Genomic DNA, 18,753 nt, shown 5'->3' with positions numbered 1-18,753 from the left:
TCAGTGCTTCCGCGGGGCCAGATAGCCCAGCCAGCGGCGCTCGGCCAGTTTGAACAGCTTCACCAGAATGAAGGTCAGGCACAGGTAGAACACACCCGCCGTGATGTACGCCTCGAACGGCAAGTAGAACTGAGCGTTGACCGTACGCGCGGCACCGGTAATGTCGATCAGGGTCACGATCGAGGCCAGACTGGTGGTCTGCAGCATCATGATCACTTCGTTGCTGTACTGCGGCAGCGCCCGGCGCAGGGCCGACGGCAGCAGGATGCGCTGGTACATTTTGTAGCGCGACATGCCCATCGCCTTGGCGGCTTCGATCTCGCCGTTCGGCGTGGCCCGCAGGCTGCCAGCGATGATTTCCGCAGTGTAGGCGCTGGTGTTGATGGCGAAGGCCAGGCACGCACAGAACGTCGCGCTGGACAGCCACGGCCAAAAGACGCTTTCACGCACCGCTTCGAACTGCGCCAGACCGTAGTAGATCAAAAACAGCTGCACCAGCATCGGCGTGCCGCGGATCACGTAGGTGAAAAGCCAAGCCGTCAAATTGACGACTGCATTCTTGGAGACGCGCATCAAACCCAGCGGCAAGGCGCACAGCAGGCCGAAAAACAGCGACAGCGCGAGCAATTTGAGGGTGGTCAGCAAACCGCCGAAGTACAGCGGCAAGGCCTCCCAAATGACGTTGTAGTCGAAGATCATAGATCAGCCGCCCTTACGCCTACCGAGTAGCGCTTCTCAAGGTGACGCAATGCCAGCAACGAGACACTGGTGATCACCAGGTACATCGCCGCCACTGCGAGGAAGAAGGTGAAAGGCTCGCGGGTAGCATCTGCCGCCTGCTTGGCCTTGAACATCATGTCTTGCAGACCCACCACCGAAATCAGCGCGGTGGCCTTGGTCAGTACCAGCCAATTGTTGGTGAAACCCGGAATCGCCAGGCGAATCATCTGCGGCACCAACACCCGGAAGAACACCTGAAAACTGCTCATGCCGTACGCCATGCCGGCTTCTGCCTGACCTTTCGGGATTGCCATGAAGGCGCCACGGAAGGTTTCCGACAGGTACGCACCGAAGATGAAGCCCAAGGTGCCGATACCGGCGGCCAACGGGTTCAGGTCGATGTAGTCGTCAAAACCGAGCAGCGGCGCGACACGGTTGAGCAGGTCCTGACCGCCGTAGAAAATCAGCAGAATCAGCACCAGGTCGGGAATACCGCGGATAACTGTGGAATACAGGTCGCCCAGCCAGGCCAGCCAGCGAATCGGGGACAGACGCAGCGCAACGCCGATCAGACCCAGAACAACGGCCAAGACCATGGACGACAAGGCGAGCTGAAGCGTCAGCCATGCGCCATCGAGGATGACAGCCCCGTAGCCTTTCAACATGATTCAGGTCCTCGAAAGTTGGGATGAAAAAATGGCGCAAACCTCAGAGATCCTGTTGCTTGCGCCATTTCGGACTTGTCGCCGGGACGTATTACTTGCCGTAGATATCGAAGGCGAAGTACTTGTCCTGGATTTGCTTGTACTTGCCGTTCTCACGAATGGCAGTGATCGCGGTGTTGATCTTGTCTTTCAGCGCGTCACCCTTGCGAACGGCGATACCCACGCCATCGCCAAAATATTTGACGTCGGTGAAGGCCGGGCCGACGAAGGCGAAACCTTTGCCGGCGTCGGTTTTCAGGAAACCGTCATCTAGCAGCGTAGCGTCTGCCACGGTGCCGTCGAGGCGGCCGGCAGCGACGTCGAGATAAATTTCGTTCTGCGAGCCGTAAGGCTTGATCTCGGCACCCAGCGGGGCCAGGACTTCACGGGCGAAACGCTCGTGGATCGAACCACGTTGCACGCCGATGTTTTTGCCCTTGAGCTCAGCCAGGCTGTCGCTGACTGGAGTGCTGGCCTTCATGACCAGGCGAGCCGGGGTGTTGTAGTACTTGTTGGTGAAGTCCACGGACTTCTTGCGGTCTTCAGTGATCGACATGGACGACAGGATCGCGTCGATCTTGCGCACTTTGAGTGCCGGGATCAGACCGTCGAACTCTTGCTCGACCCATACGCACTTGACCTTCATCTCTTCGCACAGAGCGTTGCCGATGTCGTAGTCGAAACCAACGATGCTGCCATCCGGCGCTTTGGAAGCGAACGGAGGGTAGGCCGCTTCGATACCAATTTTCAGAGGCTTTTCATCGGCGAAAGTCGGCAGGGACAGCACGGACAGTGCCAGGGCGCCAAGCAGCACGAGTTTCTTCATCTTGGGACTCCATCGGTAAAGGGCTAAAACGGCAGAGTGAGCGACAGCCCAATATGCGAGTGAGTAAAACCGCAAAGCGATGCTGCGTCGTAGGAATCGCGTGTTTTTTTCAACGCGAGCAACAACGAGCGAGTGATCGGCATTCTAACGACAGGCCCGAAGCCGATATTTCTTCAATGCGACAACTAATTACACAAGCACCGAGAAAGTCGTTTGGGCGCGTTGACAGCCTTGCAATTTCATGCAGGAGAAAAAGACAGTTAACCGATCTATGCTGCAAATTGCGGGCCTATTATTGGCAAACCCTTCTAATCCGGCAAGTGTAGCGTTGGGTCTTCTTTTTTATGGCGGTTGGAGAGGCCTGATGTCGGGGCTTTGCGTTTCCCAATGCCCCGTATGGGAGCGAACGGTTACACATTCAGTTACTTGAAGAGTGGCGGGTAACAGTGGGAAATCGCCTACAGGTGAAGCCGATAATTATTGGCTCCCCGATCAGTACGAAAAAACCCCGCCGGGCGTAATTCCGGGCGGGGCTTCGATGACTCAGGAACGGCGGGTTAAGCGACGTTCATGATCTTGTGTTCATCAATCAAATGCTGCACCACGCCCGGATCCGCCAGGGTGGAGATATCCCCCAACCCATCGTATTCAGCCGTAGCAATCTTGCGCAGAATCCGGCGCATGATTTTGCCCGAACGCGTTTTCGGCAGGCCCGGTGCCCACTGGATGACATCCGGCGAGGCAATCGGACCGATCTCTTTACGTACCCAGTTTTTCAGCTCCAGGCGCAGTTTTTCGCTCGGCTCTTCGCCACCGATCAACGTGACATAGACATAGATGCCCTGCCCTTTGATGTCGTGCGGCACACCGACCACCGCCGCTTCGGCGACTTTCGGGTGGGCGACCATCGCGCTTTCGATTTCGGCGGTGCCCATGCGGTGACCGGACACGTTGAGCACGTCATCCACGCGGCCGGTGATCCAGTAGTAACCGTCTTCGTCACGACGCGCACCGTCACCGGTGAAATACATGCCACGGAAGGTCTTGAAGTAGGTATCGACGAAGCGGTCATGGTCGCCATACAGCGTGCGCGCCTGGCCTGGCCAAGAATCGAGAATCACCAGGTTGCCCTCGGCCACGCCTTCGAGGATGTTACCCAAGTTATCCACCAACGCGGGCACCACGCCGAAGAACGGGCGTGCAGCAGAACCCGGCTTGAGCGCGTGCGCGCCCGGCAGCGGGCTCATCAGGGTCGCGCCAGTTTCGGTCTGCCACCAAGTGTCGACGATCGGGCAACGAGACTGACCGACGTTCTTGTAGTACCAGTCCCACGCTTCCGGGTTGATTGGCTCACCGACCGAACCCAACAAACGCAAGCTGCTGCCATCGGCGCCTTCAACGGCAGCCTTGCCCGACGCCATCATCGCGCGGATTGCGGTAGGGGCGGTGTAGAGAATGTTGACCTTATGCTTGTCGACGATTTTCGCCACCCGGGTGATGTCCGGGTAGTTCGGCACGCCTTCGAACAGCAAGGTGGTCGCGCCATTGGCCAAGGGGCCATAGACGATATAGGTGTGGCCAGTGACCCAACCGACGTCGGCGGTGCACCAGTAGACTTCGCCCGGACGGTAGTCGAAAACGCGCTCGTGGGTCATCGCCGCGTACAACAAGTAACCGCCGGTGGTGTGCTGCACACCTTTAGGTTTGCCGGTGGAGCCGGAGGTATAAAGGATGAACAGCGCTTCTTCAGCACCCATTTCTTTCGGCGCGCACACAGTGCCTGCCACTTTCATCAGGTCTTCGTACCAGATGTCGCGATGCTGGTTCCACTTGATGTCGCCACCGGTGCGCTTGCACACGATGACCTTCTGAATGCTGCTGGTTTCCGGATTGGTCAGCGCGTCGTCGACGTTGGTCTTGAGCGGGATCTTCTTGCCGGCACGAATACCTTCGTCGGCAGTGATCACTACTTTGGATTTGCAGTCGATAATCCGGCCGGCCAGGGCTTCCGGCGAGAAACCACCGAACACCACCGAGTGAATCGCGCCGATCCGGGTACACGCCAGCATGGCGACCACGGCTTCGGGGATCATCGGCATATAGATAGTCACCACGTCGCCGCGATGCACATCCTGGCCGCGCAGGGCGTTGGCGAACTTGCAGACTTCCTCATGCAGCTCGCGGTAGGTGATGTTGCGGCTTTCGGCAGGGTCATCCCCTTCCCAAATAATCGCGATTTGATCACCGCGCTCGGCCAGATGACGGTCGAGGCAATTGTAGGAAACGTTCAGGGTGCCGTCGGCGAACCATTTGATGTCGACATGGTGATCGTCGAAGGAAGTCTGTTTCACCGTGGTGAAAGGCTTGATCCAGTCGAGGCGCTTGGCTTGCTCGCGCCAAAAGCCGTCCGGGTTGACGACGGACTGCTGGTACATGGCCTTGTAGGTCGCCTCATCAGTCAACGTGTTGGCCGCAACCTCGGGACGAACGGGATACAGAGAAGCCGCACTCATCTTTCTTACCTCGGTGGAATAGTTGTTTTTGTATGACCCAGTTGTAGCCGGGCTGGGCCTATAGAACCATTCGACGATGGTAGTAACAAGCCCCTACAAATTATCGTGATAACCACAAAATAAGGCTGGAACGAACTCCCTGAATATCACGCAACCCCTGTGGGAGCGTGGCTTGCCCGCGAAGAACGATAACGCGGTCTACCTGAAAAACCACGTCACCAACATCACCAGCAAGCCTGCTCCTACAAAAGGTATCCGGGGATTGTTACGAAATCTGTCAAAGGTGTTTATCAAAAGCCCACCTATATGAATGCAGCCCCCCCGCCTAAAATCAGCCTCGCCAACAAGGCAACGTGATTAACCCAGTTGCAGCCCCCACGAAGGCAGTTAATCCAAAACCAGTACTTAAGTTCCACACGCAACCCCAAAAAGGTTGCGTGACCCCACTCGACCTCTCAAAGGTAAATTTGAAATGAAAGCTTTATTAGTTCTGGCCCTCAGCAGCCTATGCGCAACCGCCATGGCAGACGAGGTCCCGACTGATGTCGCGCAGCAACAACCCGCCATCGAGGAATACACTTACTCCACCCATCTGGATATCGCCAAAGTTATCTCCATGAGCGAAATCCCGAACGTCTGCGAAGTTGTTCCGGCGAAAATGGAATACAACGATTCCAAAGGTCAACGCCACATTCTGCGCTACAGCCTCATGGGTAACGGCTGCTCTAAAGGCTAATCACCCGCTCCCACACCCCCAAGGTTCGACCCACCGGCCCGCTACTTAAGGCAGATGAAGCGCCGAACCCTACATATCGATTTATACGATTGTTTTAAGCGTTTATTTGCGCTTTTTAATCAAATTATATGGCGTAGTATGAATTCCACACCCAAGGCACAAAACGCCAACGAACCTGGAGCCACTACCATGAAAACCAAATTGATCCTCGCCCTGACCCTGTCTGTCCTGGCCGCTAACACCTTCGCCGCTGACGGCTACGACCGCACTGGCTCGGGTACTTACACCGCGCAAGCGGTTGTCGCTTCTGACGGTTTTGATCGCACCGGTGCTGCCAAAGTCGCTGCCGACGGCTTCGATCGCACCGGTGCTGCCAAGGTAGCTGCGGATGGTGCAGATCACGTTGGTGCGGCTCGTTTCAGCTAATAAATGAGCACGACTTCACAGCCCGACGTTGGCCGGGCTTAGTTGTGTCTGGAGCTGCCGAAAAGCGACTAAAAACACAACATGTAGTGGAAAAGGCGGTTTTTGATTGTTTTTTGAACAAAAATAATTGTGAGCCAAATTTTATAAAAAATAAATCTGCACCTGCGATAGCAGCCAAAGCCCTGTAAACCCTCACTCCGGCCTAAAAACGCCCCCTACCTCCCCTTCTCAGTGCCACTTCGTCGCACCACGCGGCCGAAAATTTCCCTATAATGCGGCGTAAATCGGGCCTGCAATATTCCCTTACAGGGAAACAAGCCAGTCTGAAGCCCACGCAGAAGCTGTTCACATTTTCTGCGCCCGTCAGTGGCCTCAGAACGCCCGTACAAAATTCTGTTTATTGCCTGCGTTGTACTGCTGCAAAAAACGATTTCCTTTAGATCCAATGCGGCCAGTACGGTCGTGTGAAAAACCAACCTATCAGTTTTCACACGGGCATCTGGCCCTCACGCAGGAGACGACACGTCATGCTGAGCTGGGACGAATTCGACAAAGAAGACAGCGGCGAAACCGTGGTAAAAGGCGCCAACGCCGGCCACGCAACTGAAGCCAACATGGACCGCCTCGACACCGCTGGCGGTGTCGCTGCTCAAGAAGCCCGCGCTGTAACCGCGTCCGACTCCGCCGCCATCGCCCGTGCCAAAGCTGCCCTGGACAACCTCGACATCGCCGAAGGCCTCGCCGAACTTGAAGGCGCCTCCGCCCGTGTGGCTGTCGACGAAAAGCGCATGATCAATTGCCGCGCCGACCTCAACCAGCTCGTCCCGTTCAAGTACGACTGGGCCTGGCAGAAGTACCTGGACGGCTGCGCAAACCATTGGATGCCGCAAGAAGTCAACATGACCGCCGACATCGCCCTCTGGAAAGACCCGGAAGGCCTGACCGACGACGAGCGCCGCATTGTCATGCGCAACCTCGGCTTCTTCTCCACCGCCGACTCCCTGGTTGCCAACAACCTGGTGCTGGCCGTGTACCGTCTGATCACCAACCCGGAATGCCGCCAGTACATCCTGCGCCAGGCGTTCGAAGAGGCGATCCACACCCACGCCTACCAGTACTGCATCGAATCGTTGGCCATGGATGAAGGCGAGATCTTCAACATGTACCACGAGATCCCATCGGTCGCGAAAAAAGCCACCTGGGGCCTGAAATACACCCGTTCGATCTCCGATCCGAAGTTCGAAACCGGCACCGTCGAAACCGACAAAGAACTGCTGCGCAACCTGATCGCCTACTACTGCGTTCTGGAAGGCATCTTCTTCTACTGCGGCTTCACCCAGATCCTCTCCATGGGCCGCCGCAACAAAATGACCGGCGTCGCCGAGCAGTTCCAATACATCCTGCGCGACGAATCCATGCACCTGAACTTCGGCATCGACGTGATCAACCAGATCAAAATCGAAAACCCACACCTGTGGGATGCTGAAATGAAGGAAGAAGCGAGCCAGATGATTCTGCAGGGGACTCAGCTGGAGATTGAATACGCTCGGGATACCATGCCTCGTGGGGTGCTGGGGATGAATGCGGCGATGATGGAGGACTACCTGAAGTTCATTGCTAACCGTCGTCTGTCGCAGATTGGGTTGAAGGAAGAGTATCCGGGGACTACGAATCCGTTTCCTTGGATGAGCGAGATTATGGACTTGAAGAAAGAGAAGAATTTCTTTGAGACGCGGGTTATTGAGTATCAAACCGGTGGTGCACTTAGCTGGGATTGATAAAAAATTTAATATGCTCTTATACAGAGCCAAGTCAAGTACACACAAAGCCTCGCATCTGCGGGGCTTTGTGGTTTTTATAAAACACATTAATTTCAGACTTTTAACGTCATCTAAAATAGATACCCAGAATTAGAACTAGGGAAACACATGCTTTCGACCAAACCTACGATAATTGATCTTTTCTGTGGATGTGGCGGGCTGGGGCTAGGTGCTGAGTTAGCAGGCTTCCACTCTCTTGCTGCAGTGGATATTGATGCTGACTTACAGTCAGCGTACCGGCTAAATTTCCCTAGCACTAAAGTCATTCAAGCTGATATTGGTTTATTAGACTCTTCTGCCTGGAAGAGTATTATTGGTGATAATCGCCCTGATGGAATTATCGGAGGTCCACCTTGCCAAGGTTTTAGCAGAATTGGCCGAAGACAACCTAACGACCCTCGCAACAATTTAGTAGGCCACTTTTTCCGTCAAATTATCGAGCTACGACCATATTTTTTTCTAATGGAAAATGTCGAAGGCATACTTGATAGTGGCAACAGAGAAATACTTAACGAAGGGCTTTCAACAGTACCAAACAACTATAAAATTATAGGTCCAGTGCGTATCAATGCACTAGACTGCGGAGCGGCAACTTCACGAAAAAGAATTGTGATAATAGGCTTCGACCCATGCTTTATCGATGATATCGAACTTAGCTCTCTTTTAGATGAAATTAAACGCCCCCCATCATCAGTTGCGGATGCCATCCTCGACCTCCCTGCTCCTCTTTTCACGAAGCCCAACTCCAAGAAAGACTTCACCTGGGTCAAATACCCCAACAAAATAGCAGTATCCGAATACGCGAAGACTTTGCGAATGCTTCCTCCACCAGGACTCGGCGACAAAACGTCACTTCAGTATCTTTCTGAAGGAGAAGTCTCAGGATTAATGGGCACGAACCACACCCAAGCCGTAATAGAACGATTCTCAGGCATTATCCAGGGAAGAACTGAGCCTATTAGCCGCTATCCTAGACTTGATCTAACTGGATACTGCCCTACGCTAAGAGCTGGTACTGGTAGCGATAAAGGAAGCTATCAAGCCATGAGACCAATACATCCTACCGAGCCACGAGTAATTACAGTAAGGGAAGCGGCTCGCCTACAAGGTTTTCCCGACTGGTTCTTATTTCACCCTACCATTTGGCACTCTTTTAGGATGATCGGAAATAGCGTCTCGCCTACAATGTCAACTCAAATACTGACTGCGATTCGTAAAAAAATCAAAAACAAGTTAGCCGCCTAATTGGAATTAGACCATGCCGACTAAAGACAATGATGTCAATGTAAGCTTTTCTACAGATCCTGACCATGTAATAAAAGGACTAACTTCAGACGTAACAACTATTGAATGCATATATGACCTGATAGATAACTCAATTGATGCAGCACGGAACACTCTTCTAGCGCTAGACCCTACAAAGGATCGGTTCGGTTTACCTACATCCTATGATGGCTACAGCGTGGATGTGTTCATAAGCAACAAAGAAGTTAGAATTCATGATAACTGCTCAGGAATAGACGAGCAGACTCTATCTAAAAAAACTTTCACGATAGGTAGTAAATCTCAGCATCCGTTCGGAATTGGACACTATGGCGTAGGGTTAAACAGAGCAATATTCAAGCTTGGTGGAAAAGTAAATCTAAATACAGACAACGGCAATGCTCAATTTTCGCTTGAGTTTTCAGAATTGGAAGTCAGAAAAGCGATCAAAGGCACCTTAACAATTAAAGCAAAGCGTCTTCTTTCAACAAAAGAAAGATTCAACACGCTGAGAATAACTCAGATACAGAAAGAGGTTTACTCTGATCTGGGTTCTGATATCTGGCTAAAATCTACAACCGATGAAATAAGAATGAGATACGGAATATTCACGAGAAAAGGGTTAAAAATCTCGATCAATGGTATTCCTATCGGTTCTTTTGGCCCAGAAATCAGAAACCCAAAATTCCTAGAAAAGAAGAAAAAAGAAGTCTTTTTCGAAGGTGTCAACATCTACATGGAAGCAGGTTTACATCAAGACTACAGAATCAAAAAAATAGATAAAGACTATGACGCACTAAAGTCCGGAATAGTCGATATAACAAAAGAGTATGGCTGGTACATTGTCTGCAATGACCGAATAATACTTGTAGCAGACAAATCAAAAACAACGGGCTGGACTACTAGCTGGCACAATGAATACCACGGCTTCTTGGGATGGGCTTATTATATAAGCGAGGATCCATCGCGCCTCCCGTGGGACAGTAAGAAAACCGGAATAAATACGAATAACTTGGCGTATGTCGCGAGCTCTACTCTTTTGAAAGAACTCGCCGACGACTACCGCACAAGTAATCGTAAGCTCCGCAAGGTACAAGCTCCGAGTTCACCATCCACTTCTACAAACAATAACAACCTCGCTAAACCTGAGCCAACAAAAACCAAAGCTAGCGGTTCGCTCTCGAAAGTAAATCTGAAATCCGGCGACAAAAAGCCCACTCACCCCGAAAACATAAATAATACAATCCACACTAATGAAATGGATTATTTAGTCTATGAGATAAATACCATTTCAATGTCCCCCCGGACAACATCACTTTTAAAAGAAGCGAAAGAAATATCCATTCAGGAGCACTCTTATACTGCCATAATCTTACTACGCGTTCTGTTCGAATGCGCATTACGTGAATTCTCAATAAGACATAAATTTTATAACAACATAAAAGAAAGCTATTTTGCGGAGCAAGAAGCCGTAGATAGAACCTTTACAAAAAACCAAAAAACTCATTACTCGCCGAACTTACTTACAATGATTACGTGGTTGCTTAAAAATCCTGAAAAGCTTCCAGACGATCACCGAAGGGCTGCAACTCTATCATTGGGTAAATTCAAAAAGGATCTACCAACGATAAATGGCATAATACACGAAGATGGCATTCTAACTAGCCATTTCGAAGTTAATCAAATTAGAAACAATGCTTACAAGGCGCTACAAACACTTCTCGAGAATTGAAAGAACAGAGAATATAAACACCTAAAATCAGGACTTTTCCTACAAGGAATTGTCCTATTTCTAAATTGACTCAACATCCTTATTTGAATATGTTGTTTGCAGGTGCCTAAGAAACGCCCAACGTAAAAGCTGACTTATTCACACAGAACTGCATGTTGTCTCGAAGACATATGCGCGACTTTGTGTGAAAGAGACTGCCTGTTGGGATTTCTTACATCCTCTACGTTGGGTTCTGGCTCTATCCAATTCATTCGTAGAGGTAATGGATATGCCCGCACAACAACCAATCCGCTCTCCCGCTTTTTGGGAGTTCGGTCATGTCTGATCCCTTCATCCCCACCGTCTTCATCCGCCAAAACCTAGACCTTCACGCCCTGCTACTGGAAAACCAGCCATGGTTCTGCGCGCGAGATCTGGGTCGCTTGATGGGTTTCCACCTGAATGATCGTGTGGTCAGCAAACTGGACGAGGATCAGCGGCACACATTGCTGATCGACTACCACGGCCAACCGGAGAAGCGGCTGATGCTCAGCGAATCCGGTGTATACGCGCTGCTGGTCTATCACTACGCGCCAGGGCACCGATTGTTACGTGAATGGTTGACCCATCAAGTGGTGCCAGCCTTACGCGACGCAGGACAGTCGAATAACACGGATCGCCCGATGTTGAGTTTGTTGGACTGGCCGGAGATGTCGTTGAGTCTGTTGCATTGGCAGGATGAAGGCTGGATTCGGCTGCGGGACATGCCTTATCTGTTGCTCAATCGCACGCGGCGGCGGGTGCCGGTGGTTAAGCCTTGGTGGCGGAAGGTTGTGGAGGTGTTTCATTCGTCGAAGCGGTCGGTGAGTTAGTGCGGCGGTGTCTTTGTAGGATCGATTGAGTGATGCGTCGGTCTTTTCTGTAGGAATTTTCGTAGACAGTCGTAATGGCCACTCAGTATCGTCCGAGGGTTTTCAACCCTCGGCGATTGTATGGATACGGAAAAGAGCAAAGGTGATTGGAGTGACGCGGAGATTCAGGCTGCGGTCGATTCTTATCTCAGCATGTGGTCCCGTGAGCAGAACGGTCAGCCATTCAATAAGGCCCATGAAAATCGTGTTCTACGCGAAGGTTTCTTAGCAGGCCGCACCAAGAGCTCAGTAGAGTTTCGAATGCAGAACATTTCTACGATCATGACCGAGTTGGGTCGAGAGCCTATCAAGGGTTACAAACCAGCCAAGAATGTCGGCGCGAATGTTGCGCGAAGCATTCGAAAAGCGCTCAACGCTCCAAATACTTTGACACCTGAGGATTTTGTCCCGACAGCGGACGAGACAACGCTGGAACAGCGATCTGCCAAACTTGAGAAACATCCGATTAAAGACGTGCCGAAAGGGATTGAGAAACCAGAACAGACTCAGTCCAGCGGAAAATCTTATGTTCGCGATCCTGAGGTAAGAGCTTGGGTTCGCCAACAGGCTAACGGTAGATGCGAAGGCTGTGGCGAGCCAGCTCCGTTTGAAAAGGACGGCAGGCCGTTTCTTGAGGTTCATCACGTTAAGCATTTGGCGCAGGAAGGTTCGGATCGCCCGAGCAATGCCGTGGCGCTGTGTCCGAACTGTCATCGGCGTTGTCACCATTCGGGTGACCGAGATGAGTTCACTGCTTCACTGTTTCAGAAGGTGGAACGGTTGAAGTTTGAGTGATTGGGCCTGTAAAACTTCATAGGCACATGTGCACGAAGGCGGCGAGTCGTAAGGATTGCGCTGCCGTCCTGATAAAAAGAGAAAACGCTTAGAGTCATCAAGGATTCGTCCTACAGCCACGATTAGCCACGTTCGTTAACGTCGCGCAGCCCCTTTCCGGGGCTGCCGATGGATGAACGAAAGGATGATCAGTGGCTGGCAACAAGGACATTCCGCGGATTAAAAATCCGCCCTCCGGTGATGGGCATCACGTCACCTACCGTTACATGACGGCTACCGAATTGGCCGAGCGGGACGCAAGGCAAAAAGCCTACGAGGCCATGCTGGCCAGGCAAGACGCCTTCGAACGCAGCCGTCAGGTCATAGCGGAAAGGCAAAGGCCCACTCAAGCCGGATGTGTCTTCGCCAAGTCCTGCAAGCTGCCGGACGCCATCATCGATTACTCGAATCCCTCAGGGATGGTGCCGACCGATAGCCTGAAAGACTACGGTGACCTGATTCTGCTGGGTGCTCGCGAAGCGGATGAATCAGGCGTTGTGCCACTGAAGAAGATCAGTGGCACAGCGATTCCCATCGGTCTGGGTTCCCTCGCCTTGGCCGGCTCGGCATTCGCCGCTGCTCCCGTGGCCGCGGCGAGCGCCGTAACAGCAACGTTGATTGGCCTTGTTGCGCTGGTCACACAATCGAGTCTGGGCGACAGCTCGCTTTACACCGAAGACCAACTCCGTGCGCTCAAACAGGCCCGCACCCGCGTTCGCCTTCGGGTGGAGCAACAGACTGACGGCAGCCTCAAGGGATATGGTTTCTACACCGGCAAAAACCGCGATTGGGAAATGGTTGATGTCGTGCAGTTCACATTGCGTGGCAGCCAGCAGGTGGCTGACCTGGGTGACGGCATTGAACTGATCTGGACACCGGCTGTAGATGGTTCCGACATCCTGGGCATTCCGGCGCTGGAGGCTGCCCCGCAAGCACCGCATATCTGGGTTTACCCGCCGACGAAAGCGGCTGACAGCATCATCGTGAACCCGGTGTATCCGCCGGAGTACAAGGATTTCATTCTGGTGTTCCCGGCTGACTCAGGGATTAGGCCGGTTTACATTGTTCTCAGTCAAACCGGTGATCATTCGTATTATGACCACCCGAAAACGCTTCCCGCATTCCCAGATACAGCCCGCGTAAAGTCGAAGTCATCTGTTCAAGGGGGAGGAAGGAAACGCGCTCGTTGGGTTGACAGTAAGGGGCGAATTTATGAATGGGACTACAAAAGTAATGCTGTGGAAAAATACGACAAACTCGGGATTCATTTAGGCGAGTTCAACCACATCACAGGCGAACAAACAAAACCTGCAAAACCAGGCAGAAAAACTTCAAGAAATTAAGGATTACGACATGCGCTACCTTTCAATAACTGGCTTTTATCCGGATGACAAACAGGACGACTCTTTGCAGTTTGAGCTGGATATCGAAGGGAATGAACTCAATGAGAAAGTTGCCCATCTCATTGAATCGAAGCCACTTAACGAAGTGGAACCAGGAGAGTTACTTTTAAACGAGAGTCAGGTAATGGCGCTGTCAAGACTTCTTGGCATCAGTTTCCCAGAGGGTCTCGAGTACTTTATGGGGACTTGCTCCAAGCAATGAAACCCATCGTCACAATTAGGCAGGCATGCTCCCGGGGGATCCTCAACGGGTTTGGATTCCCCTCTCAGATCCGTGCGGAAACTACCCGCACGCCATACTTCGGAATAATCCCGTCCGCTGTGACCAACTCCAACCCTTCCGCCTGCGCCTGAGCAATCAACATCCGATCAAACGGATCGCGATGAATCTCCGGTAACTTGCCCGCCTGCTGTCCATGGAACAGCGAAATCGGCAGTTTGGTAAAACCCTCGTCCTCAACCAGCGCTTCAAGATCCTCTGGAGCCTCTAGCATCCCTTTAGCCTGCTTGATCGATATCTCCCAGATCGAAGCGGCGCTCACCAGGACCTGATTACGCGGCTCCCCCATCATCTGGCGAGCATCTGCGCCTAATGCAGGATCATCGGACAGCCACCAAAGAAACGCATGGGTATCCAATAACAAGCGCCTCATAGACTGCCCTCAAATCCATCGATGATGTCCTCGGGGGTTTTGTCAAAATCTGCAGACATCCGAATCTTCCCCTTTAACCGTCCAGGCTTGCGCGCCCGAGGTGTATCGACATGAGGCAGCAGATCGAGATAAGGCTTGCCGGCCTTGGCGATCACGACCTTGTCGCCATGCCAAACACGCTCAGCAAGTTGGGAGAGTTGGGATTTTGCTTCGTGCATGTTTACTTGCACCAGTTCATTCATATGGCACCTCCATAGGGTTAGCTAAGCTAGCCTAAGCTGGAGATTTCCAATAGGCAAGGTGACGAGCTGACCGCTTGTCAAAAAGCAAGCTGTCCGAGAAGACCGACAACGCGTTCTACCAGATGCCCCGTGGTGTTCTTGAGTTTTTCGCGAGCAAGCTCGCTCCCAAAGGTTTGGTGTGTTGCCGCAGATTTTGCGCTGTGATGAAAACAGTGAGTGCAACCCGTCCCACCTCCCGCTATTAATACCCTTCCCCCCCTCAAGGACCCGAGCCCGCCATGAAATTCGACCTCGCCTACTGCCTCAGCCTCGACGACAAGTTGTCGATCTATGACGTGCGCGATTTGAATTTCGACGAGACGATGGATTTCGATTCCGCCAAGGAGCATTTCCAGTGCCCCAACGATGCCTGCCGGGCGGCGTTTGATGCGGCGAATGTGTTGACGACGTTCAACGCCAAGAATGTGAATTACGTTCGCACCCCGCACTTCAAGAACACGCCCAGCACCCGGCATGTGGCGGATTGTCCTTATGTCAGTCTCAAGGCGTCGGCGTCAGGTGTGGACGCAGAGGGTGCGGAAACGGATGACAGTCGCGAGGAACATTTCCCATCGGAGTTGTTGCTGACTCGGCGTGAGTATGTGCGTAAGCCATCAAACCCGGCGGTGGCGGCGGATGTGATGCGGGACGATCCGAAACCCTCTTCAGCGGTCAGTGATGTCGAGCACCCGAGCCGCGAGTCGGCACCAGACAAAACCAGTGTCTTCGCCCACCCGGTGGAGTGTTTTGTTTCGAATTTCGAGGACAAGGAACTGCTCAAGCGCATGCCGCTGAAGATTGGTGAGCACACGGCGCCCTACAGTTCTTTCTTTAAGAAAATTGAGTTCCTGCAGGACAACAAAGGCCTGATTTACTGGGGCAAGATCAAGAAGATCGAGGATTACCACAGCGCTAGTTTTCGCATCGATTTCGAACAGAAAGTCTGGTTCAAGCAACTGGACGAGGCGAAGAAGAAGCCTTACTCGGTCAACGTTTACCTGAGCAAAAAGCTGATCGACAATTACCGCAAGCGCAAAGCGTTTCTGGAAGAGATCAAGCATGCTATCGAGAGCGAAAAAGAGTTGTTTTGCTTTTTCTATGGCGTGACGCCGGAGTTGAAGCAGGTACCGAGTAAGAAAAACCCCGAGCAGACGTTCGGGGTGTTCAGTGCGAATATCGAGAACCTGGATCACTTTATTATTCGTGAAGCGTCGGGATTGACGGACACGTAACTTGCTTCACAGCATTATTGCGGTGGCTGGCCCTGCTTCGCGTAGGCCGCTTCCAGCTCCCGTATTTCTCGTTTTACTTCATCACGTCGATTGCGTGCGGCCTGGATGCCAGGCTCGTCGAGTCCACAGTACTGACGCATCCAGTGAGCCATCATCTCCTCATCCGGCACTAAATAGCCTTTGACGTTTTTACTGCCTCTAATGAAGCGGTTCATCTTCGCGTCAAAGCGACCTGCCATGATCTCGTCTGGCGGTAAACAACCCCACTCTGCGGCGTAATCCTCAAAGATCCAGGCGATTTCGCCTATGTGGCCCTGAGCACTGCGATGGCCCCGCTTGTATAACCTGTACTGGCGGCAGCATTCATTGAGGCGCTCCAGCATTCCGTCGCAACCAACCCATTGCAGAACGTCATGATGCAACGCATCTTGCATCAGGCCATCAACCCAGCGCCTAGAAAAGCGTTGAACAAAACCTTCGACGTCGGCCTTTTTTGCATCGGCAAAAATCATGCAGTAACGGGTTTGAACATGGATGACAAACAGCACGTGCTTGCGTTGCACGGTGATGGCATGGACCAGCCACTGCTCGGCGAGCTCACCTTGCTCATCATCTTCGATAGTGGGCGATGGTGGTTTCTCCACCGAGGTAATTTTCTTGCCCTTGTGGACGCGGCTGAAAAATTTGCTCGCGGCTTCGGTGCAGTTGAAGATCAACATCCTTGGTCCCTTAATTCGATACGTTGTACGACTCTCAGTCCTGCCGCACGAGCTGGGCAATCGCTTTTGCATCGGCAAGAACGCCTTGGCAGAATCGATCGAGCGCAATCTTGCGCAGTTCCTTGAATGTCTTCCAGTCGCTTTCGAGGATCGACATGACATTCTCCCGAGTGAAATCTTGAACAATGCGAAGACGTATTCTTGCGACTAAAGCTAACGATTCCAACCCTACGTGGCGCACATGCTCAGCATCACCAGAACTAGCAAACCAATATACACCCGCGCATGGGTTCGATCCGGTATCCGCCCAATCCAAGGCGTGGCCAGCCGAATCCCCATCAGCGATCCCACCGTCAAAACCGCAAACGCCAGCACATCCACATAACCGATAAACCACGGCCCCAGATCAAACTCGGTTGACCCAGCCATCGCCATGTAAGTCAGCGTCCCGGCCAGCGCCACGGGCAAACTTAGCGGATTGGCCATGGACGTCGCCTGGGACATGCTCAACCCACAACGCCGCAACAGCGGCACGGTCATGACGCTGCCGCCCACGCCGAGAAAGGTAGCGATGGTGCCGATTCCTACACCACCGCCTGACATTTCTGCCCTTCCCAATCGCCGTGGGATTGCGGTGTCGGATGCTGTAAGAAAGCCGCGTCGTAACAGGCAATCTACGATGGTCACGCCCAGGTAAGCGATGAACGCATAGCGAATCACCTCGCCACTTGCCCACATCGCCGAAACGGCGCCGACGATCGCGCCCAGGCCGATAAACCCGCCCAACGGCCATAGGTAATGGCGAATGAGGTTTCCGGCGCGACGGTGTTTGCCGGTGGCGATCGTTGCGTTGACGATCATGACGCAGGTCGAGGTAGCCACAGCAATGTGCATTGCCGATTGGCCCACGGGGTCGTCTGTGCCGTGGCTGGCCATGAGCATTCGGTACAGCAATGGCACGACGACGAAGCCGCCGCCGAAGCCGAACAGCACCGCGGTGATGCCGGTCATGCAGCCGAAGAGTGCCAGCAGGAGATAAAGCATTGCGTGTCGTCCATTGGTTGAGGGCGGTCGACGATAGAACGATCCGCCTTGGCCTGCTTCAGCAATTCAGCCAATAATGTTTGCGTTTACGCCAACCGTTGGGGCTGTTCGATGCGCAATGTTTCGATTGATCTGCTGGACCACATGCCACGGCCAGTGGTGGCCATCGGTACGGATTATTCCCACGGGCATTCGTTACCTCGTCATACACATCGGCGGGCGCAATTGTTATACGGCGCCACCGGGGTGATGCAGGTCAGCACGCACGACGGCAGCTGGGTGGTGCCGCCGCAGCGGGCGGTGTGGATTCCGCCGGGGGTGGCGCATGAGGTGCTGATGCTGGGGGTGAGCACGCGCAGTGTGTATATCGAACCGGCGGTGGTGGATCTGGGGGATCGCTGCCAGGTGATCAGCGTTTCGCCGTTGATGCGGCATTTGCTAATGGAGGCGGTGGAAATCCCGCTGGTGTATGACGAGCGCGGGCGCGACGGTACGTTGATCAGCTTGCTGCTGCATGAACTTGGGCGCAGCACTCACCTGCCGTTGCACATTCCGCTGCCCGTCGATGCGCGGCTGCTCTCGTTGTGCCAGGGCTTTGTGCAGCAACCCGACGCTCATCAGTCGCCCCAGCAATGGGCCGATCAGTTGCATATAAGCCTGCGTACTTTCAATCGCCTGTTCCGCCAACAGACTGGCCTGAGTTTCAGCCAATGGCGGCAGCGGGCCTGCGTGGTGCTGGCTCTGGCGCGGCTGGTGGTGGGCGAACCGGTGACGCGGATTGCCCTGGATTTTGGCTATGACAGCCCGGCGGCGTTCTCAACGATGTTTCGTCGTGTGCTGGGGCAGGCACCGTCCGTTTGGTTGGAGGGGGCGAAATAGAGAGGGCACTTCCGCTAGTGCCAGTAGTTAAGCGTTCGGCTGTAGCAGCTGTCGAGCCCTAGCGAGGCTGCGTTCGAT

Annotated in this window: 20 protein-coding genes; 11 read left to right on the top strand and 9 right to left on the bottom strand. The window is 53.2% G+C overall.

Annotated features, from left to right (window positions below):
• From ACYZTU_RS08320 to acs, 4 genes are all read right to left on the bottom strand, one after another.
• Positions 1–699, bottom strand: a complete 699-nt coding sequence (locus ACYZTU_RS08320) for an ABC transporter permease (RefSeq protein ID WP_131059696.1) — start codon at positions 697–699, stop codon at positions 1–3.
• Positions 696–1,385, bottom strand: a complete 690-nt coding sequence (locus tag ACYZTU_RS08315) for an ABC transporter permease (protein WP_458511080.1) — start codon at positions 1,383–1,385, stop codon at positions 696–698. Before ACYZTU_RS08315 ends, ACYZTU_RS08320 begins: the two co-directional genes overlap by 4 nt.
• Before the next feature lie 91 nt (positions 1,386–1,476).
• A complete protein-coding gene (locus tag ACYZTU_RS08310; RefSeq protein WP_461969337.1) occupies positions 1,477–2,250 on the bottom strand; it encodes an ABC transporter substrate-binding protein in 774 nt (257 codons plus the stop codon).
• Between the two features lie 557 nt (positions 2,251–2,807).
• A complete protein-coding gene (acs, locus tag ACYZTU_RS08305) occupies positions 2,808–4,763 on the bottom strand; it encodes an acetate--CoA ligase (protein WP_461969335.1) in 1,956 nt (651 codons plus the stop codon).
• A gap of 472 nt (positions 4,764–5,235) precedes the next feature.
• Between acs and ACYZTU_RS08300 the strand changes: the two genes are divergently transcribed.
• The 9 genes from ACYZTU_RS08300 (at position 5,236) to ACYZTU_RS08260 (ending at position 14,069) form a co-directional block, all read left to right on the top strand.
• Positions 5,236–5,499, top strand: coding sequence for a DUF2790 domain-containing protein (locus tag ACYZTU_RS08300; RefSeq protein ID WP_461969333.1), 264 nt, complete (start codon positions 5,236–5,238; stop codon positions 5,497–5,499).
• A gap of 189 nt (positions 5,500–5,688) precedes the next feature.
• Entirely contained in the window at positions 5,689–5,925 is a 237-nt protein-coding gene (locus ACYZTU_RS08295) for a hypothetical protein (RefSeq protein WP_461969331.1), read from the top strand.
• Positions 5,926–6,452: 527 nt separating this feature from the next.
• On the top strand, positions 6,453–7,703 hold the full coding sequence (locus ACYZTU_RS08290; RefSeq protein ID WP_008034875.1) for a ribonucleotide-diphosphate reductase subunit beta: 1,251 nt from the start codon (positions 6,453–6,455) through the stop codon (positions 7,701–7,703).
• 150 nt (positions 7,704–7,853) lie between these two features.
• Positions 7,854–8,990, top strand: coding sequence for a DNA cytosine methyltransferase (locus ACYZTU_RS08285; protein ID WP_461969330.1), 1,137 nt, complete (start codon positions 7,854–7,856; stop codon positions 8,988–8,990).
• A gap of 13 nt (positions 8,991–9,003) precedes the next feature.
• Positions 9,004–10,740, top strand: coding sequence for an ATP-binding protein (locus ACYZTU_RS08280; RefSeq protein WP_461969328.1), 1,737 nt, complete (start codon positions 9,004–9,006; stop codon positions 10,738–10,740).
• Between the two features lie 317 nt (positions 10,741–11,057).
• On the top strand, positions 11,058–11,591 hold the full coding sequence (locus tag ACYZTU_RS08275; protein WP_461969326.1) for a BRO-N domain-containing protein: 534 nt from the start codon (positions 11,058–11,060) through the stop codon (positions 11,589–11,591).
• 120 nt (positions 11,592–11,711) lie between these two features.
• A complete protein-coding gene (locus ACYZTU_RS08270) occupies positions 11,712–12,425 on the top strand; it encodes an HNH endonuclease (protein WP_461969324.1) in 714 nt (237 codons plus the stop codon).
• 191 nt (positions 12,426–12,616) lie between these two features.
• Positions 12,617–13,807, top strand: coding sequence for an S-type pyocin domain-containing protein (locus ACYZTU_RS08265; RefSeq protein ID WP_461969322.1), 1,191 nt, complete (start codon positions 12,617–12,619; stop codon positions 13,805–13,807).
• 10 nt (positions 13,808–13,817) lie between these two features.
• Positions 13,818–14,069: a pyocin S6 family toxin immunity protein gene (locus ACYZTU_RS08260; protein ID WP_461969320.1), complete on the top strand. Its 252-nt coding sequence runs from the start codon at positions 13,818–13,820 to the stop codon at positions 14,067–14,069.
• 64 nt (positions 14,070–14,133) lie between these two features.
• Here the strand turns inward: ACYZTU_RS08260 and ACYZTU_RS08255 are convergent, their stop codons facing one another.
• Both ACYZTU_RS08255 and ACYZTU_RS08250 read right to left on the bottom strand, forming a co-directional pair.
• A complete protein-coding gene (locus tag ACYZTU_RS08255; protein ID WP_461969318.1) occupies positions 14,134–14,505 on the bottom strand; it encodes a type II toxin-antitoxin system VapC family toxin in 372 nt (123 codons plus the stop codon).
• Between the two features lie 11 nt (positions 14,506–14,516).
• Positions 14,517–14,762, bottom strand: a complete 246-nt coding sequence (locus ACYZTU_RS08250; RefSeq protein WP_149417353.1) for a type II toxin-antitoxin system Phd/YefM family antitoxin — start codon at positions 14,760–14,762, stop codon at positions 14,517–14,519.
• Between the two features lie 278 nt (positions 14,763–15,040).
• Between ACYZTU_RS08250 and ACYZTU_RS08245 the strand changes: the two genes are divergently transcribed.
• On the top strand, positions 15,041–16,033 hold the full coding sequence (locus ACYZTU_RS08245; protein ID WP_461969316.1) for a hypothetical protein: 993 nt from the start codon (positions 15,041–15,043) through the stop codon (positions 16,031–16,033).
• 14 nt (positions 16,034–16,047) lie between these two features.
• Here the strand turns inward: ACYZTU_RS08245 and ACYZTU_RS08240 are convergent, their stop codons facing one another.
• The 3 genes from ACYZTU_RS08240 to ACYZTU_RS08230 all read right to left on the bottom strand — a co-directional run bounded on the left by ACYZTU_RS08240 (position 16,048) and on the right by ACYZTU_RS08230 (position 17,796).
• Positions 16,048–16,752 (bottom strand): DUF6933 domain-containing protein, encoded by a 705-nt coding sequence (locus ACYZTU_RS08240; protein WP_461969315.1) that lies wholly within the window; start codon positions 16,750–16,752, stop codon positions 16,048–16,050.
• Between the two features lie 34 nt (positions 16,753–16,786).
• Positions 16,787–16,909: a hypothetical protein gene (locus ACYZTU_RS08235; protein WP_461971216.1), complete on the bottom strand. Its 123-nt coding sequence runs from the start codon at positions 16,907–16,909 to the stop codon at positions 16,787–16,789.
• Between the two features lie 71 nt (positions 16,910–16,980).
• Positions 16,981–17,796: a sulfite exporter TauE/SafE family protein gene (locus ACYZTU_RS08230; protein WP_461969313.1), complete on the bottom strand. Its 816-nt coding sequence runs from the start codon at positions 17,794–17,796 to the stop codon at positions 16,981–16,983.
• A gap of 111 nt (positions 17,797–17,907) precedes the next feature.
• Here ACYZTU_RS08230 and ACYZTU_RS08225 point away from each other — a divergent pair, with 111 nt between their 5' ends.
• On the top strand, positions 17,908–18,675 hold the full coding sequence (locus ACYZTU_RS08225) for an AraC family transcriptional regulator (protein WP_461969311.1): 768 nt from the start codon (positions 17,908–17,910) through the stop codon (positions 18,673–18,675).
• Positions 18,676–18,753: the final 78 nt, after the last annotated feature.

The organism is Pseudomonas sp. HLT2-19-2 (assembly GCF_054898005.1).
This window is presented reverse-complemented; position numbering and strand designations above follow the sequence as displayed.

Bases quoted from the DNA above. Each gene is read 5' to 3' on its own strand.
- ACYZTU_RS08320 (WP_131059696.1), bottom strand. From the start codon at position 699: ATGATCTTCGACTACAACGTCATTTGGGAGGCCTTGCCGCTGTACTTC.
- ACYZTU_RS08315 (WP_458511080.1), bottom strand. From the start codon at position 1,385: ATGTTGAAAGGCTACGGGGCTGTCATCCTCGATGGCGCATGGCTGACG.
- ACYZTU_RS08310 (WP_461969337.1), bottom strand. From the start codon at position 2,250: ATGAAGAAACTCGTGCTGCTTGGCGCCCTGGCACTGTCCGTGCTGTCC.
- acs (WP_461969335.1), bottom strand. From the start codon at position 4,763: ATGAGTGCGGCTTCTCTGTATCCCGTTCGTCCCGAGGTTGCGGCCAAC.
- ACYZTU_RS08300 (WP_461969333.1), top strand. From the start codon at position 5,236: ATGAAAGCTTTATTAGTTCTGGCCCTCAGCAGCCTATGCGCAACCGCC.
- ACYZTU_RS08295 (WP_461969331.1), top strand. From the start codon at position 5,689: ATGAAAACCAAATTGATCCTCGCCCTGACCCTGTCTGTCCTGGCCGCT.
- ACYZTU_RS08290 (WP_008034875.1), top strand. From the start codon at position 6,453: ATGCTGAGCTGGGACGAATTCGACAAAGAAGACAGCGGCGAAACCGTG.
- ACYZTU_RS08285 (WP_461969330.1), top strand. From the start codon at position 7,854: ATGCTTTCGACCAAACCTACGATAATTGATCTTTTCTGTGGATGTGGC.
- ACYZTU_RS08280 (WP_461969328.1), top strand. From the start codon at position 9,004: ATGCCGACTAAAGACAATGATGTCAATGTAAGCTTTTCTACAGATCCT.
- ACYZTU_RS08275 (WP_461969326.1), top strand. From the start codon at position 11,058: ATGTCTGATCCCTTCATCCCCACCGTCTTCATCCGCCAAAACCTAGAC.
- ACYZTU_RS08270 (WP_461969324.1), top strand. From the start codon at position 11,712: ATGGATACGGAAAAGAGCAAAGGTGATTGGAGTGACGCGGAGATTCAG.
- ACYZTU_RS08260 (WP_461969320.1), top strand. From the start codon at position 13,818: ATGCGCTACCTTTCAATAACTGGCTTTTATCCGGATGACAAACAGGAC.
- ACYZTU_RS08250 (WP_149417353.1), bottom strand. From the start codon at position 14,762: ATGAATGAACTGGTGCAAGTAAACATGCACGAAGCAAAATCCCAACTC.
- ACYZTU_RS08245 (WP_461969316.1), top strand. From the start codon at position 15,041: ATGAAATTCGACCTCGCCTACTGCCTCAGCCTCGACGACAAGTTGTCG.
- ACYZTU_RS08240 (WP_461969315.1), bottom strand. From the start codon at position 16,752: ATGTTGATCTTCAACTGCACCGAAGCCGCGAGCAAATTTTTCAGCCGC.
- ACYZTU_RS08235 (WP_461971216.1), bottom strand. From the start codon at position 16,909: ATGTCGATCCTCGAAAGCGACTGGAAGACATTCAAGGAACTGCGCAAG.
- ACYZTU_RS08230 (WP_461969313.1), bottom strand. From the start codon at position 17,796: ATGCTTTATCTCCTGCTGGCACTCTTCGGCTGCATGACCGGCATCACC.
- ACYZTU_RS08225 (WP_461969311.1), top strand. From the start codon at position 17,908: ATGCGCAATGTTTCGATTGATCTGCTGGACCACATGCCACGGCCAGTG.